Source organism: Sporosarcina sp. FSL K6-1540, from assembly GCF_038620285.1.
Taxonomy (GTDB): Bacteria; Bacillota; Bacilli; order Bacillales_A; family Planococcaceae; genus Sporosarcina; species Sporosarcina psychrophila.
In genome coordinates, this window is record NZ_CP152018.1 from 293,155 (window position 1) to 310,542 (window position 17,388).

The 17,388-nt window shown below is 43.4% G+C and carries 16 protein-coding genes; all 16 read right to left on the bottom strand.

Annotation, left to right across the window (positions count from 1 at the left end; translation table 11 throughout):
- Positions 1–26: 26 nt before the first annotated feature.
- Entirely contained in the window at positions 27–1,349 is a 1,323-nt protein-coding gene (murD, locus tag MKY15_RS01400; RefSeq protein WP_067214024.1) for a UDP-N-acetylmuramoyl-L-alanine--D-glutamate ligase, read from the bottom strand.
- Between the two features lie 27 nt (positions 1,350–1,376).
- A complete protein-coding gene (mraY, locus tag MKY15_RS01405) occupies positions 1,377–2,348 on the bottom strand; it encodes a phospho-N-acetylmuramoyl-pentapeptide-transferase (protein WP_067211472.1) in 972 nt (323 codons plus the stop codon).
- 70 nt (positions 2,349–2,418) lie between these two features.
- Positions 2,419–4,257 carry a penicillin-binding transpeptidase domain-containing protein gene (locus MKY15_RS01410; protein WP_082786648.1) on the bottom strand — a complete coding sequence of 613 codons (1,839 nt, stop codon included), beginning with the start codon at positions 4,255–4,257 and terminating at the stop codon, positions 2,419–2,421.
- Between the two features lie 132 nt (positions 4,258–4,389).
- Positions 4,390–6,591 (bottom strand): penicillin-binding protein, encoded by a 2,202-nt coding sequence (locus MKY15_RS01415; RefSeq protein ID WP_342538790.1) that lies wholly within the window; start codon positions 6,589–6,591, stop codon positions 4,390–4,392.
- Complete coding sequence (gene ftsL / locus MKY15_RS01420) at positions 6,588–6,959, bottom strand: cell division protein FtsL (RefSeq protein WP_067211479.1); 372 nt, start codon at positions 6,957–6,959, stop codon at positions 6,588–6,590. Before ftsL ends, MKY15_RS01415 begins: the two co-directional genes overlap by 4 nt.
- Positions 6,960–6,975: 16 nt before the next feature.
- Positions 6,976–7,908 carry a 16S rRNA (cytosine(1402)-N(4))-methyltransferase RsmH gene (gene rsmH / locus MKY15_RS01425; RefSeq protein ID WP_187047944.1) on the bottom strand — a complete coding sequence of 311 codons (933 nt, stop codon included), beginning with the start codon at positions 7,906–7,908 and terminating at the stop codon, positions 6,976–6,978.
- A 32-nt stretch (positions 7,909–7,940) separates the two neighbouring features.
- On the bottom strand, positions 7,941–8,372 hold the full coding sequence (mraZ, locus tag MKY15_RS01430) for a division/cell wall cluster transcriptional repressor MraZ (protein ID WP_067211481.1): 432 nt from the start codon (positions 8,370–8,372) through the stop codon (positions 7,941–7,943).
- A gap of 192 nt (positions 8,373–8,564) precedes the next feature.
- Positions 8,565–10,181, bottom strand: coding sequence for a bacillithiol biosynthesis cysteine-adding enzyme BshC (bshC, locus tag MKY15_RS01435; protein WP_342538791.1), 1,617 nt, complete (start codon positions 10,179–10,181; stop codon positions 8,565–8,567).
- Between the two features lie 95 nt (positions 10,182–10,276).
- A complete protein-coding gene (locus tag MKY15_RS01440) occupies positions 10,277–10,666 on the bottom strand; it encodes a DUF3397 domain-containing protein (RefSeq protein ID WP_342538792.1) in 390 nt (129 codons plus the stop codon).
- On the bottom strand, positions 10,663–11,565 hold the full coding sequence (locus MKY15_RS01445) for a 2-dehydropantoate 2-reductase (RefSeq protein ID WP_342538793.1): 903 nt from the start codon (positions 11,563–11,565) through the stop codon (positions 10,663–10,665). Before MKY15_RS01445 ends, MKY15_RS01440 begins: the two co-directional genes overlap by 4 nt.
- 228 nt (positions 11,566–11,793) lie before the next feature.
- A complete protein-coding gene (locus MKY15_RS01450; RefSeq protein ID WP_342538794.1) occupies positions 11,794–13,344 on the bottom strand; it encodes an acyl-CoA carboxylase subunit beta in 1,551 nt (516 codons plus the stop codon).
- A 103-nt stretch (positions 13,345–13,447) separates the two neighbouring features.
- Positions 13,448–13,663: a biotin/lipoyl-binding carrier protein gene (locus MKY15_RS01455; protein WP_067211496.1), complete on the bottom strand. Its 216-nt coding sequence runs from the start codon at positions 13,661–13,663 to the stop codon at positions 13,448–13,450.
- The gene (locus tag MKY15_RS01460) at positions 13,660–15,021 is read right to left on the bottom strand and encodes an acetyl-CoA carboxylase biotin carboxylase subunit (protein WP_342538795.1); all 1,362 of its coding nucleotides are present in this window, start codon (positions 15,019–15,021) and stop codon (positions 13,660–13,662) included. Before MKY15_RS01460 ends, MKY15_RS01455 begins: the two co-directional genes overlap by 4 nt.
- A 390-nt stretch (positions 15,022–15,411) precedes the next feature.
- Positions 15,412–16,170: an enoyl-CoA hydratase/isomerase family protein gene (locus MKY15_RS01465; RefSeq protein WP_338655782.1), complete on the bottom strand. Its 759-nt coding sequence runs from the start codon at positions 16,168–16,170 to the stop codon at positions 15,412–15,414.
- 395 nt (positions 16,171–16,565) lie between these two features.
- Complete coding sequence (gene rpmF, locus MKY15_RS01470) at positions 16,566–16,739, bottom strand: 50S ribosomal protein L32 (protein WP_067211505.1); 174 nt, start codon at positions 16,737–16,739, stop codon at positions 16,566–16,568.
- 23 nt (positions 16,740–16,762) lie between these two features.
- Positions 16,763–17,296: a YceD family protein gene (locus tag MKY15_RS01475; RefSeq protein ID WP_067211507.1), complete on the bottom strand. Its 534-nt coding sequence runs from the start codon at positions 17,294–17,296 to the stop codon at positions 16,763–16,765.
- Positions 17,297–17,388 lie beyond the last annotated feature (92 nt).

A 17,388-nucleotide genomic window follows, 5' to 3' on the forward strand; every position in this document is an offset into this window, starting at 1 on the left:
CCGTATTTAACGAACACCGGTGAGACTTATAGTTCCATAACCGCTTCTATAAACTGATCGCCCCTGGCTTCGAAACTTGGGTACTGATCCCAACTGGCACAGGCGGGTGAAAGCAGGATAATATCTCCCGCTACAGTAAGCGGATAAGCTTTTCGCACAGCGTCCTGTACATCTTCTGCCATCATAATGATTTCGATACCGCATGACGCTGCAAATTCCGCAAACTTCCCGGCTGTTTCTCCCACAGCGACGACTGCTTTTACATCACTCATGTAGGGGCGCAACTCTTCAAATGACTGGCCTCGATCCAATCCACCAGCAATTAGAATAGTCGGTACATCAAACGCAGCTAATGCACTTTTCGTAGCTAGCGTATTCGTTGCTTTTGAGTCATTGTAAAACTTCCGGCCTTGTAATTCCTTAACGAATTGCATCCGGTGCCGAACACCAGTAAAGGAACTTAACACGCTCTCAATTGCTTTTTTGTCACAACCTAAAAGAATTGCTGCCGCAGTTGCAGCAAGAATGTTTTCAAGATTATGTTGTCCCGGCAACTTTATGACGGATCGCAATACATAAGGTTTCCCATTCCAGTATATTTGCTCATCATCAGCCGATATACCGTTTTCTTTCATTCCAGTCAAAGAAAAAGGAACTTTCACAGCAGATGAACGAGCAGCATACTTTCGAAGTTTCGGCTGATCATCGTTATATATAAAGTAATCTTCTGCTGTTTGATTTTTTGTGATGCCATATTTTGCCACCGCGTACGCTTCAGAAGTTCCATGATAATCGAGATGTGCATCATACAAATTCGTCCAAATGGCTATTTTAGGTTGGAACGTATCGATCCCCATTAGTTGAAAGGACGAGGCCTCAAGGACGATGATGTTGTCTTGCGTAGCTTTTTCGGCAACAGTACAAGAGACCGTCCCAATATTTCCCGCGATTAGTGGGTGCTTATTGCCAATATTAAGCATATGGTACAGCAACGTTGTTGTTGTTGTTTTACCGTTCGATCCTGTAATCCCTACAATTGGTGCTTCACTTATCCTAGAAGCAAGTTCAATTTCTGTCCACACCGGAATTCCTTTGCCGATTGCTTCCACAATAACTGAATTACTGTAGGGGATGCCTGGATTTTTCACAACGATGTCATATCCAGCGTCAAGAATATCAGCAGGATGACCACCACATATAACACGGATACCTTTCGAGCGAAGCTCTGCCGCTTCTTCATTACCTGCTTCAGGTGATGCATCATTAACCGTTACATGAGCACCAGATGCATGTAATAGCGATGATGCAGCACAGCCACTCTTCGCCAGACCCAGAACAAGTATTTTCATTCCGTTAAACTGATTGGCATTTTTCACTTACAACACCTCCAACAAGACAGGGACTATTGCCGCCAAAAACGCGACTCCCCAAAAAACAATAACAATTTTCCACTCGGACCAACCCGATAATTCAAAATGATGGTGAATCGGACTCATTTTAAATACCCGTTTACCCGTCGTTTTGAAACTAATGACTTGGATAATAACAGAAAGCGTTTCAATGACATAAACAATTCCAATGATGACAAGTAGGAATTCTTGTTTAATCAAAACCGAAATCATCGCGAGTGCCCCACCTAGTGCTAAGGATCCTGTATCCCCCATGAAAACTTTTGCAGGCTTGACATTGAAAACTAAAAAACCAAGCATTGCTCCTGTAACTACAAAGGCAAAGACCGCAATATCATGTTGTCCGTATATAAGAGCATGAACTCCAAATGCGGCAAAAGCGATAGATGATGTCCCCGCAACAAGTCCATCCAATCCATCAGATAGATTTACTGCATTGGAAAATCCGACAAGCCAAAAAACGAGGAATGCAACATAGAATACACCAAGCTCAATTTCAAATTCTGTGAAAGGAATTTGTACCGCAGTATCGAACGGTCCTAACTTCAAAAGGAAGAATGCAGCAACCGCAACGATAATTTGGCCAATCAGCTTTTGAATAGATGTCAGCCCAAGATTCCTTTTCAAGACGACGATTATAAAATCATCTAGAAAACCGATGATGCCAAAACCTACAAGAACGAGTAACAAGACAATCGTCTGTGTCGTCAGCACGTCATATATGTACGAAAGGGCAAGCGTCGAAATGATAATTGAACCGATGAAAATAAGCCCGCCCATCGTAGGTGTACCTGCCTTTTTCTGATGGGCTTTGGGACCTTCCTCACGGATACTCTGCCCAAACTTCAATCTCCTAAGGGCTGGAATAATAACAAATCCCAATAATGTTGAAATGATAAACGCGACCACAATGGCCGTCAATGTAGTGACAAGTGTCATAATATTTTTCTCCTTCTAACTTCTGATGCAGCAACTTATTTGCGCTGTACCAGACTTTGCATTTAAATGGTTATTCAGTGTAAACGTGAATAACATCATCAACCGTGATTAATGTTTCAGCTACAGGTAACTGGTATTTCACTTGTTCCCCGGAACCGTGCCATTCGATACGATACGTATACAATTGGCTAGTGATTTTCCCTTTTGTCATTCCTGTCAGATCCGGGACCCGATGTGTTAATGAATCGCCCCATCTATATTCTTTTTCAATTTGCCCTTCCCTACTCGTAATGCCAGCTAGCGGGGCAATTTCTTCAATGATTCGACCTACTATAGGCGCTGCTATGACGCCTCCGAACTGAATGGAGTTTTTCGGACTATCAATTGCAATATAGACGAGTAACTCGGGATCATCTGCTGGTGCAAACCCGATAAACGAAACGATATAATCACCGTCTTTATAAACACCATCGACAACCTTTTGTGCGGTACCAGTCTTTCCGCCAACACGCAGTCCATCTGTAAACGCATTACGGCCCGAACCATTTGCAACAACCGATTCTAGCGCTTCCCTTACTTGCTTAGATGTTTCCTCACTGATTACCTGTCGCTGCATTTCCGGACCAAATGATTGAAGTGTCTTTCCCTTATCATCTGTAATTTCCTTCACGATATACGGACGATAAAGATAACCGCCATTTATCGCTGCTGCAACTGCTTGAACTTGCTGAATCGGTGTCACTGAAATCCCTTGACCAAATGCGGTTGTCGCTTGTTCCACAGGTCCAAAGTTTTTTTCAGAAAAAAGAATCCCTTTTGATTCGCCTGCAATTCCTGATCCTGTTGATTCTCCAAAACCGAAGTCCTTGATATATTTGCTTAACTTTTTCGGCCCTAATCGCTGCCCGATTTCAACAAATCCCGGGTTGCATGAATTTTCAACGACTTCGAGAAAAGTCTGATCCTTATGTCCTTCTCTTTTCCAACAACGTAATCTAGCTTTTCCAATCATTACATAACCTGGATCATAAAAATGCTCTTTATGAAGATCAATGACCTTTTCTTCAAGTCCCGCGGCAAGCGTTAGAATTTTGAATGTCGAACCCGGCTCGAAAGTCATCCAAACAGGTAAGTTACGATTGTAAATGCTTGGGTCTACGTTTTGATATTCCGCAGGGTGAAAAGTCGGTGCGGAGGCAATCGACAGCAATTCGCCTGTTTTAGGGTTCATGACAATCGCCAGTGCTTGAGTGGCATCATACTTTTCCATCGCCTGCAACATTTCACGCTCAACAATCTCCTGCATACGTAAATCGATTGTCAACTCAACAGACGCACCTTTGTCCCCGGTTTTAAAACCGTCGTCCACATGCGGAAGCGGAATTCCTTTAGCATCCGTATATAAACGAATCCTATCGCCCGTTCCTTTTAGAATTTCATCGTATGCGTATTCAATGCCTGCCAATCCATTACCATCATAACCCGTAAAACCTACCAATCTTGATAGTAGCTCTCCGTTCGGATAATGCCTTGCGAAATCAACGCCTGTATATAATCCATCTATTTGCAGGAGGGCTATTTCATCCGCCTGCTCTTTGGTAATATTTTTTCCTTCAGGCGCTATTTTAACCATAACTTCTCTTTTTGCCATTTTCTCTTCTAGCTTGGCTGCATCTACATTTAGAATACTTGCAAGCGCAGTCGCTGCACTTTTCACTTCTCGATTTTGAGATGGCATGAAATAAAGTGTCGGCGCCAATCTATTGCCGACAATCAAATCCCCATTTCGATCAACAATATCCCCGCGTACTCCACCGAATGGGATTTCACGATCCCAGTTCGCTTCCGCGCGACCTTTCAGCAATTCATGGTCAATGATTTGTACATGGAATAACTTTGCAACGACCATCCCTAGACAGATTAGAAATATGACAAATACTGCTCGTAACCTTTTTTTAGATTGCAATTGTATAAACGTCCGCAGCGGTTACACACCTCTCGTTTTTCTATCAACGTATGATGTGACATGGACGGCTATTCGTTAGCCACCTACAACGTCCTCTTCCTCGGTGTCTTCCTCTACGGGTTTATAGATTTCTGATGGCGACTGCAACTTAATGACAACTGGCTCTTCTAGCCCGATTACAGACCCTTTTGACAGGCTTTGCTCAGTTACATAGCCATCTCCGTTAAGCCGTAAATCAAGCCCAGATAACATTTTATACGAAAGCACCATTTTTTTCGACCATCCAGTAAAGTCAGGCAATGCGGTTTCACCTTTTGTATGCAATAGGACGACCGAGCCTTCTACGAGTTTCGTACCGGCATACGGATATTGTATATCGATTTCCCCACCCTCACCAATGATTTCAGGGACAAAGCCGTCTTCTTGCAATTTTACAATTGCATCGGCCGAATCTTTCCCTGTGTAGTCACGAATGACAGTCGGCTCAACTATGTCTTCTCCACTCGGCACAATATTCATATAGCGCAAACTGTTATCCATAATAGAGGTGAACAGTTTCGAAACCGGATCAGAACCGATTTCTCCTGCTTTCAGCTTCGGCTGCTGGACAATCACATATGTTAGTAACTGGGGATCTTCTGCAGGTGCCATACCGAGAAATGAGTACAAATAATTTCCGTGTCCAGCTAAATAGCCATTACCCGATGGATTCGGAATTTCGGCAGTACCTGTTTTACCGCCTACTGTATAGCCATTAAGAGCAAATTTTTTACCGGTTCCATACTTAGAGGTAACTGTCGAAGCAAGTAATTCCCTTACTTCTTTTGCTGTTTTGGCTGAAACTGGTCTTCCTTGTTCCTCCGGCTTCTGATCTTTTATGATTTCCCCCGTATTCGGATCGGTAATTTTATCGATCACATAAGGTTTCATCATGACACCTTCATTAGCGATTGCTGTTGCTGCTTGCATCATCTGCATTAGTGTGACCGTTGATCCTTGGCCAAAAGCAGTTGTCAATCTTTCGATTGGATACGTATCTAAAATTCTTCCTGGTGCTTCATTCGGTAAATCAATTCCAGTCTTTTCTCCAAATCCAAACTTCCGTAAATACTCAATATATGTTTTATCACCCATCCGTTCCAGTAAATAAGCCATCGAGACGTTCGAAGACCTTTGGAAACCTTCAAGGAATGAAATGTAGCCCCAGCCTGTAATATTATGGTCGCGTATTGTTCGATCATAAAGTGTATACTGTCCCGATTTAAAGAAGTCGGTTGGAACCCACTTTTTTTCTTCAATCGCCGCAGCAACTGTAAACATTTTAGTCGTAGAGCCCGGTTCGATTGTCGTTTCTACAGCCTGATTCAACCAGTTCTCCGTAAGCCCTTCACGGGTAGATGGGTGAAATGCAGGACGCTGACTCATTGCTAATATTTTGCCCGTTTTTGGATCCGCTACTACAGCGAGTATTTTTTTGGGTGAATATTCGCTTTCAACACGATTCATTGCATCTTCCATGAAGTTTTGAATGGTCTTGTCGAGAGTCAACTGAATTTCATAACCGTCTTTGGCAGCGACAATTGCTTCTTCTGCTTTCGGTAACATGAAACCGAAGCCATCTGATTTGAAATCTACTTTGCCGTCAGTGCCATTTAACTCTTTATTATAGGTTTTCTCCAAACCCATTTTCCCAACAGTAGTTACATTTCTTTCACTATCTTCTTCTTTCATCGCAAAGCCAATTAAATACGATGCAAAAACGCCATTCGGATAATATCTTGTTTGGTCTTCAATGAAAAGGAGTCCAGGTAGTTTCTGCTTTTTAATCGCCATAACCGTTTCGTGATTAATATCACGGCCAGCCTTCCCGAATTCCACTTGATATGTTTCTGCTTTCACATTTGTCAGGCGAGATACAATTGCATCTTTTTCAAGTGGTAAATATTCGGCAAGTACTTCTGCAGTTTTTTCAATATCAGTGATATGCAACGGTTTTTTCGAGCCTTTGCTTGCATCTTTACTCAATACGGCAATGAGCCGGTAACTCAACGTATCGGAGGCGATTAGCTCTCCGTTACGATCGACAATCGTCCCCCGATCCGCTTTCAATACCGATTCTCTTGCGTATTTCGACTCTGCAAGCGTCGCCATCACTTTTCCTTCCGCTTGTCCTGTTGCTTGAATGAATAATATTCTTCCAAACAAAAGGAAAAAGAGCCCTCCGTATACCAAAAACATCAGAAAGGCTCCCCATTGGAATCGAAACTTTTTTTTCATTGTCCAGGCACAACCTTTACGTTGTTCTCGTTTGGATTCAGGCCAAGTTCCTTCGCTTTCTTCCATATCCGATCATATGTAGACTTTTCTTTCACTTGGATGGACAATTCCATATTTTGTTTTGTTGTTTCTGAAACATCCTTTCCAAGCAACTGCACTTCCCTGTTTGTATCATTAATCTGTGCTTGTGTATGTAAAATCATTGTTGAGAATAGGACAAGGATTGTTGCAAACAGCACGAACAGGAATTTCTCCCCGGCAGAAAAGACTTTTCGAGAAGGTCGTATTTGAGGCTGTTTTCTTGGAACTACTGGTGTTTCAAGTTCACGTATAGCTGACGTCTGGAATTTTCTTTGTTCTAATGCCATTCACACATTTCCCCTTTCACTTCTTTTCAACGATTCTGAGTTTAGCGGATCTTGCCCGCTTATTCTCTTCTATCTCTTTTTCACCGGGAACAATTGGTTTTCGAGTCACTAGCTTCAATATAGGCTCCATGCCTTCCGGTATTACTGGCAAGTTCGGTGGAAGATCCGGTAAAGAGGATGCTTCTTTAAATATCGTTTTACATAGCCTGTCCTCTAATGAATGGAATGTAATGACGCTAATACGTCCTCCAGGATTAAGCAATGTAATCGCATCCGTTAAAGAGTCCTCAGCTGCACCAAGTTCATCGTTCACAGCGATTCGAATTGCTTGGAATACTCTTTTCGCGGGATGCCCGCCCGTCCGTCTTGTTGCCGCTGGGATGCTTAGCTTGATCAGTTCAGCAAGTTCAGCAGTGGTTTCGATTGGAGATTGCTGTCTTACTTCTTCAACTTTACGCGCAACTCTTTTCGAGAACTTTTCTTCGCCATAACGGAAAAAGATACGTACCAAATCTTCATACGGCCAGTCATTCACAACATCATGTGCGGTTAATAGCGCATCCGTATCCATGCGCATGTCAAGTGGCGCATCCAAATTATAGCTAAATCCTCGTTCAGCTGTATCAAGCTGTGGTGATGAAACACCTAAGTCATAAAGAATACCATCTACTGCAGAAATCCCTATTTTCTCCAATTCAGATTTCAAGTTTCTGAAATTCGAATGGACAAACGTTACTTGAGGGAGATAATCCTTCAATCTCTCTTTTGCAACTTCAATCGCCGTTATATCTTGATCAAAGCAGATAAGTCTGCCCTCTGGCGATAATTTCTTAGCTATTTCTATACTGTGACCGGCTCCACCTAAAGTGCAATCGACATAGATGCCATCATTTTTTATATTTAGGCCTTCGACGGCTTCATAAAGTAAAACTGTTGTATGGTTAAAAATCGGAACCGCCCACTTTCAAAAATTCATTTTGTTTAAAAATCAAAGTCAATAATGTTTTCTGCAATTTCATTGAACGATTGTTCAGATTCATCATAATAGGCATCCCACAATGCTTTAGACCAGATTTCAATACGGCCTGAAACTCCAATTACGACACAATCTTTTTCAACCTTTGCATATTGGAGTAATGATGCCGGAATATTGATGCGACCTTGCTTGTCCAGTTCAACCTCCGTTGCCCCAGAAAAGAAAAATCTTGCAAATGCACGAGCATCTTTTTTCGTCACGGGTAAAGCCTTAAGCTTTTCCTCGAGACGCTTCCATTCATCCATCGGGTAACCGAAGAGACAATTGTCCAGGCCGCGAGTCAATACAAAGCCCTCACCTAAATGTTCCCGAAATTTCGAAGGAACAATCAAGCGACCTTTCATATCGACAGTATGCTGATATTCGCCCATGAACATACTCTTCACCCCACTATATGAAGTTAATGTACCACATCCCCCCACATTCCTCCACCTGTTTCCTAACATTTATGCTCTTTTAACGTGAAAATGTGTCAATAGTACTTGTTTCAGTGCGATTTTTCTGAATATAAAGAAAGACACCCTCGCAGCACGAACTGTGCTTGCAAGAGTGTCTTTCTAGTTCACCACTTATAAATAGATGATTTTGTGGGTCCCGTCCATTACAAATGGTAATCCTAAAATATCCCGGATAAGGGTTGGTCCATAACTATTCAAATAAGTGTACGGAGTGTAAAGTCGTTCTTGCAACACACCTTCTGGAAACAATTCCCCTTCCAGTATGCCAAATGTGCGAAGTTCAGCGTCATGCTTCAACAATACTGCTTCTTCCGCTTTTCCTTTAAGATAATCCAACTGCTTTGTATGGAAACGAAGATTTTTTTCGAGCAATTCTTGCATCATAGGTCCTTGTTGCTCAGTAAATTCAGCAATTTTTTCATACTGCTGACCCAATATCTTCTCCGTTTCATCCACAACCGAATCGAAACGTTCATCCTGTAACCCACTAGCGAATTGCTCCCGCGCAGTAAATACCGCTCCCGACATGACATCATCAAACGTGAAGTTTTTTTCGTCTAATGCATGCTTCACTTGTGGTGTTACCAATGTCATGGACATTCTCGGTACAATAATCGGCATTTTCATATCTAGATGATGGAACGCCTCTTTCAAGACTGCCCAATAAGCAATTTCTCCAGGCCCTCCAACGAATGCAAGTACCGGGAAGACCATGTCTTGCATCAGCGGTCTTGTCGCGACATTATTACTCAATAGCCAAGGTTCTTCTTGAGCGATTCTAAGCATCTCGGCTTTCGAAAACCGGAGGCCTGAGCTTTCATTGACGAAAAAACCATCTTTTCTTGAAAGTAGAACTCGACCCGTGTCATGAATGTAGAAGAGATTCGCCGCATCCAATTCAGCACCCATCGGAGAACCAAAACCTTTTTCTGCAAACAATTCTTCTTTTTTCGAAATGACTTCAGCAAGCTGCTCAGATTCTTCAATTAGATGAACAAAATAGGATTTTTCTAGCTCCCGTAACTGTTTGGATGCTGAATCTATGAACAATAGACCTTCTTCTTTGAAAAGACCGTTCATGAGCCTAACGAAAAACTGTGTAAACGATTTTTCCTGCTCCACCGCACCAAGGACTTCATCCAACAAGTCTTTTGTATATGCCGTTTCACCAAACTTGCCAAAAATGTCTTTCACTAACGATTCCATCACCTGTTTGTCATACTGCGCATCGGATGCCATCAGCTTCAGTATGAAGTTCCCACGGTATTGATGTTTCGTTGCGCGGCCTTCCATTTCCGTATAGACGTGATTAATTTCATTCAAGTCATGATCCTCACCTGCGACCCAAAACACTGGAACAACAGGCACACCAAGTTTCTCCCTTTGCCTTTTCGCAAGTAAGATAACTGATATTGCTTTGTGAACAGAGTATAAGGGTCCCGTTAAAATACCCGCTTGCTGTCCTCCAACTACGGCAACTGCATTTTCCGCAAGTTCTTCAATATGCGTATTAGCATTCGCTGATATTCCAAAGGGTTCCATGAATGAACGGATTGTTTCTGCAAGCTGACGCCTTTCAAACGTACGACCTGCGAGTTCCTTTAGCCTAGCGGGATAAGAGCTTTCTTCATTTTCATAATCAAAAAAAGTATGTAGAAATTCTTTATCGTTATTGTACGATTGCATCACTTTATTTTTTTCTTGTAATGCTAATGATTCTAATTCCATTATTCATGCCCCTTTGTAACTATCGGTATGAACAGAGTATAACATTTCAAGCTACAGGATTGAAAAATATACGCTTACACAATAAACACCGATACCTATCTTACATATTCGACGATCTTCATTACCATACCGGTAATGAAAAGAATGACATAGGCGGCCAATAAAACGAGAAAGTAAAATCGCCATGTTTTTCGCAAGAGCCGAGCAATTTGGAATTCCTTCACTTTGCTGCGCTCAATGAAGGCATAGACAATCGCAATGATGATTGCAATCCCTATTATGTAAACCCATATTCCTTGTCCAAATATCGCTCGTGATACGACATAGACCGCTATAAATAGCAACGGAGTCGTGACGTCCGCGGCAAGCCCAAGGATGGACGCTGGAGCTTTACCCATCTTCCGCATAACAACCATGAAGGCAATCGTCACAATGAACGGAAACAAAATGATCATCCCTAGAAAAGCAGCAACCACTTCATTCATAGCTTCGCCCCTTTCCACTCAACGGCAAACAACATCTGTTCATATGTCGTAAGAAACGGTAACGACTTGTTACGTCCATTTGCTTTTCGAATTACAGCAGTAACAATCGTCTCGATTTCCATCGGTCGGCCAGCCAAACGATCCACTAGCATCGACGAGCGATTGCGTGCAGTTTTTCTACAGACATCCGCTACGTCTTCGTACGAGAGAATCGACTGCATTTCTGGAAACGCATCTAGCAGTTCTTCATACAAGGCATTGAAAAGTGTGAGGCAATAATCGTTTGTAAGCAACTCACCATTCTCCACCTTGAGAATGGCTGTCAATGGATTAATCATGCAATTAATCAGTACTTTTCGCAGAAGGATCTGTTCCGCATCTGAATGACGCCTTATTGGAAATATGTCCGAATGTACCTGTCCAATTAAATCGAATAGGCTGTCGTCACCGTGGGCAGTTGCAATTGTTACCATCCCAACCCCATTATGTGAGACAGTACGGTCATCTATCCGGCGCGCTCCATGCTCGACAGTCGCAAATGCAACATGCGGAAATTCACAACTTTTCACCAATTCCAAATGCCCGATGCCATTCTGGACGAACAGGACAGGATTGATTATATGTGTTTCCTGCATTTCTGAAAGGAGATCACGGAGACCTGCATATTTGACCGCCACAACCCAAAGCGCGGTAGCCGATAGATTTCGGATATCCGTCGTCGCATGCACACGCAATACGTCTGTAGTATTGTCTTGGTTAATGCGTTGAATTCCTTCTGCTCGAATTAGTTCGGCTTGCTCTTCTCTTCTCACGTAAAACGTCACGTCTATTCCAGCTTCGGACAAAAATGACCCAAGCAGTAGTCCAATTGAGCCTGCACCAGCAATGATTACCTCCATACGTTATCCCTCCTTTCAAATGAAAAGCGCAAAGCGCCGTTCAGCCCCGACAGGCATAAGACGGTTTGCGAGGAGGCGCACTTCAGCCACCACAGCAAAACGACTTAAGACCCGAGGGGGTGGCGCCTGGAGCTAGACACTGTTCCGTATCAAAAACCGTACACTTATTTTTCTTTAATTGAAAAGGCCCACCTGAACTTCAGTGGACCTTTTTTGTTCTATACTCGATTATACAGGATAAACTGGATGTTTTCTTGGTGGTTGTGGAACATCTTTTGTACTGTAGAAACGATATCTATCCGCAAGCACACCTCTTAAGCTTGATGGTGCTACAATTTCATCAATAATCAGTTCAGATGCCATCTTATAAATATCGATTTCTTCTTTGTATTCCTTATGTTTTTCCTGAACAAATGCAATCCGCTCTTTTGGATCTTCAATCGCTTCGATTTTATTCGAATAGACTGCATTTACTGCTGCTTCAGGTCCCATAACAGCAATTTGAGCAGTCGGTAACGCGATACAGACATCCGGCTCAAACGCTGGACCTGCCATCGCGTACAATCCAGCTCCATAAGCTTTCCGGACAATAACTGAGATTTTCGGAACAGTTGCTGAACTCATCGCCATAATTAATTTCGCGCCGTGGCGAATAATTCCTGCACGCTCAACTTTCGTTCCAATCATAAAGCCCGGAACGTCGGCAAGGAATAGAAGAGGAATAGAGAATGCATCACAAAGATTAATGAATTTCGTTGCTTTGTCTGCAGAATCCACAAACAAAACTCCACCTTTTACTTTCGGTTGATTGGCAATGATACCAACCGGTTGTCCTTCGATTCTAGCCAAACCTGTAATAATTTCACCGGCAAATAATTTCTTAACGTCAAAGTAACTGCCCTCATCAATTAATGCGTCAATCGCTTCATACATATCAAATGGCGCGTTTTGGTTTTCCGGAATGATTGCTTCAAGCGTTCGGCCTACTTTCGCCTCCACTGTTTCTTTTAAAGCGGGTTTTTCTGTAAAGTTCGCAGGGAAATATGCTAGATAACGACGCGCTTCCGCAATCGCTTCTTCTTCATTCGCCGCAAGCACATCGCCGCAACCACTCACTGAACAATGCATGCGGGCACCGCCCATTTCTTCCAGTGTTACTTTTTCACCGATTACTTTTTCGGCCATGCGCGGTGAACCTAAATACATCGACGCATTGCCCTCTACCATAATAACGATATCGCAAAATGCGGGTATGTACGCACCACCTGCAGCGGAAGGACCGAATAGAACACAAATTTGCGGGATGAAACCCGATAACCTCACTTGGTTGTGGAATATCTTCCCTGCACCGCGACGGTTCGGGAACATGTCAAGCTGATCTGTAATACGAGCTCCTGCTGAATCGACAAGATATAGCATTGGTACACGGTTCTTCTCTGCAATTTCCTGAATACGAATAATCTTCTCAACCGTACGGGCTCCCCATGACCCTGCCTTCACCGTTGAATCATTCGCCATCACACAAACCGTCTGGCCGTTCACTTTCCCCATCGCCGTAACAACACCATCCGCCGGTAAATCCCCTGCTTCACAATTGGCAAACCTACCGTCTTCTGTATATTCCCCGTCATCGAAAAGAAGTTCCAATCGATCTCGGACGAAAAGTTTGTTCTGCTCTTTCAACTTTTCGTGATATTTTGGATGGCCCCCTGCAAAAATCCCTTGCAATTTCGCTTCAAATTTTTCATTGTAAGCCGTCTGTTGTGTTATTTTAGTCATTTATAAAACCCCTTTCATCAACCATTTTCCCGCATTCCCTTATGTCTAGCTACACGGCTTTTCTATGTCCAGCTCCAGCGTCTACCAAGGCGCTTACGCTTTTCTAGATTTCAATTGTAGCTAGAACATCTTCTTCGTTAACGAAATCGCCGACTTGGACATTAATCGTTGCTACTTTTCCAGCCGATTCCGCTTCAACCGGAATTTCCATTTTCATCGATTCGAGTACGATGATAACTTGTCCCGCTGTTACTTCTTCCCCTACCGCTGCGTTCACTGTAAACACTGTACCTGCCATCGTTGCTTTTAATGCTGTCATTTTATTGTTTCCTCCTTTTGTTTTGCGCTCCATGTGTTTAAAACCGCTGTCGAATAGTCACCTGTAAGGAATTCCTCGGATTTCAGAAAATTATTGAATAGCGGTATATTCGTTTTCAAACCTTCAATTTCTACTTTTGAAAGGAAAGCTGCCGATTTTTGAATCGCTTCTTCCCGAGTTGTTGCGTGGACAATTACTTTTGAGATGAGTGGATCATAGAAAGGCGTCACTTTCCCACCCTCAACATATCCTGAGTCAATACGGATTCCCGTAGTATCTCCCCAATCAAGTTTATTAATTGTCCCCGGTGATGGCAAGAATTTAACCGGATCTTCCGCGTAAATACGGAATTCAATTGCATGGCCTGTCGACTTGATGCTCGTTTGGTCTATCACAGGAAGCTTATTGCCGTTCGCAATTTCAAGTTGCCATTCGACAAGGTCAAACCCAGTCACTTCTTCAGTCACCGGATGTTCAACTTGAAGTCTAGTATTCATTTCCAAAAAGTAGTGTTCATTATTTTCATCGACAATAAATTCGACCGTTCCTGCATTTTTATAAGAAACCGCTTTTGCTGCATCGACTGCCGCTTTATAAAGACGATGGCGCGCTTCTTCCGGCAAGTGTGGTGAAGGTGATTCCTCAATCACTTTTTGGTTACGTCGTTGTACCGAACAATTACGTTCAAACAAATGGACAACATTTCCGAAGTTGTCTCCGAAAATCTGCACCTCGATATGACGGGCATTCGTTATGAATTTTTCAAGGAAAACAACATCATCCCCAAAATATGCTTTCGCTCGATTCTTTACGGATTGGAATTGGTGACTGAGCGCTTGCTCATCTTCACAACGAATCATACCGATCCCCCCGCCGCCAGCACTCGCTTTCAGCATGATCGGATAACCGATCTCAACTGCTGCACGCACGGCATCTTCCAAAGAAGTAATTCCTTCATCAGTTCCAGGTACGACCGGCACCCCTGCAGCTTTCATCGTTACACGTGAACCGATTTTGTCACCCATCTTATCAATTGTATCTGCATCAGGCCCAATGAATTGGATTCCCGCAGCTTGTACTTTACGTACAAATTCTGCATTTTCAGAAAGAAGTCCGTACCCCGGATGAATGCCATCTACTCCCGCACGAACCGCAATTTCGATTATATCATCTGCTTTTAAATAGGATTGTTGAACTTGTGCAGGTCCTAGCAAGAACGCCTCGTCCGCTTCTTTCACGAACGGCATGTCCGCGTCTGCTTCAGAATAGACAGCGACAGTGGCAATACCTAGACGTTTACAAGTCTTTATGATTCTAAGAGCGATTTCCCCACGATTCGCAATCAGTATTTTATCCATATTAATCCCCCAAACAATTTGATGTGTATTTCTCCATCCCTCTCTAGTTTATACGATGAATGAAAGCGATTTCAACCTTTGTCTGAAAAAAACATCTTTTCATGCCATTTCAACTAGTCAATTTCCGGAAGTTTTAACTTCAAAATGGTTTTGTGCGATTAAAAAGTCGTGGCGGTCATAATACGGCTGATGCCAAGCATAATAGGGCTCATGCCGGTCATAATCGTACTCAAGGCGAGCATAACTGGCCCCATGCCGGTCATAACAAGATGGACGGTCCCAATCAAAGCAAAAAACGCCTTATAACTAAGGGACAATACTTAACTTATTTAATTCAATTAAAAAACCGTTGCACATGCATAGGACATGTACAGCGGTCGTTGAAACAATTTATTTTTTCGATAAAAACTGCGCCACTTCTTCATGGTGTGCATCACTTCCCCAAAGAATTGAACATTGACGCGACTCTTCAATCATTCGGTCACGAATAAAATCAGCTGTCCATTTCCGAATAGCAATCGTTTTATACGCTCGATGGACAGCCGGATGATGCGCGGACATTTTGGCAAGAAACCGTTGAAGCCCGTTTTCAGCAGTGCCCTCATAAGTTTCAGTTGCCCAACCCGCTTCAAACATTTCATCAGCCGTATGCACCCCAGCTTCAGACAGTAGGCGCAACACACGGTCATGCTTGCCATCTTTTTCAAATAGCAGCGTAGCACCGCCCCAACCCGTAGTAATAGCAAGTGTCCCTTGAATGAAACCAGCCTTTGCTGTGGATGACATGACCCTGTAATCACAAGCAGTAGCAATTTCACAACCACCACCTACGGCAGCACCATTGACGAGCGCAATGACAGGCATCGGCAGCGTGGCAACCCGGTATAATAGCCCCGACATTCTGCTTAGCATCGGATACGCCTCATCGGCCGTACGCAAGGTATGAAATTCAGATAAATCTCCACCCGAACAGAATGCCCGATCACCCGAACCCGTAATGACCGCATATGCGACATCTTCATTATTTTCAATACGATTTAGAAATTGTTCGAGGCCATCCATAACCGTATAGTTAATAGCGTTGCGCATTTCAGGACGGTCAATTGTAAATGTAGCAATTCCATTTTCGATAGCAATTGTGTAAGACATGTCCATTCCCCCCATTGTGTGTATAATTTGAATAAAGATTTCCTTCAAATACGCTTCGGCACTCCGGGGTGCCTTCCGCTTTTCTTACTGTCTAGCTTCAGGCGTCAGCCCCTCGAGTCGCTTCAGTCCACAGGAAAAGGCAAAGAGCGCCTTTTTCCTGTGGACTTCCAGCGCTTGTCGGGGCTAAACGACGCCTTCCGCTTTTCTTGTTGTCCAGCTACAGCGGCCAGATGCTCGGGTCATAAGCCGGCCCGGCTGCGCGGCAAAGGACACGCCGCTTCGCCGATCCGTCTTATGCCTGTCGCATCTAAGCGGCCGCTTCCGCTTTTCTTGGGTATAGAAAAAAGGCCACCGTGAGCCATGGTCTCACGGTAGCCTTCATAGGCAAATCTTACTTATTCGCCTACAACTTCTTTTCCTTTGTAATGACCGCATGATTTACAAATGCGGTGAGCCAATTTGATTTCGCCACAGTTAGTACAAGTAGTCATTCCCGGTACTTGCAATTTATAATGCGTACGGCGCTTGTTTTTAACTGTTTTGGATGTTCTTCTTTTTGGTACAGCCATCTGGGGCACCTCCTTACGTTCGCCTATTCGTCCTTGGATTCAAAGAACTTTGCCAAATCGGCAAGTCTAGGATCCACTTTCGTTTCCAGTTCCTTACGGAGCCTGGCATTGTACACCTCGTCAGTCGCGTATGACCAGCCTTTTCCTTCAGCCTCTTGCATATCATCAGCATTTTCGCTGAAAATTTGAAGCGGCACTTCAAGGAGGACGAGCTCCTCAAATACAGGGGTCGGATCGACTACCTCACCCACAACAGGATGAATTTCATCATCTGATGCGAGAACTTCTTCATCCCAGCTGAACTGTTCGTCAGCTTCGATTACGAATGGTAATTCGACGTCTTCCCATGTTCGTGAACAGGGTAATGTCAACGTACCTTCGAGCCGGAATCGGCATATCAATTTCTTGGAGCTGATTGTACAACTTCCGGTCACTCGGACAGGCGTAATATTCCGGATTTCCGGATTCCGTTTTTTCACGGATTCAAGGTCGACAGCTTCGTCAAGCGGCATCGCACCTTGTCTGTATCTCTGCAATTGATGGATTGACCATTTCATGTCTATCACCTCAAGACAACAATGTTGATTATATAATGGGCGAAAAGGGATGTCAAGATATTTTCTTGTCACTTCGTCAGCCGCATAGGTAT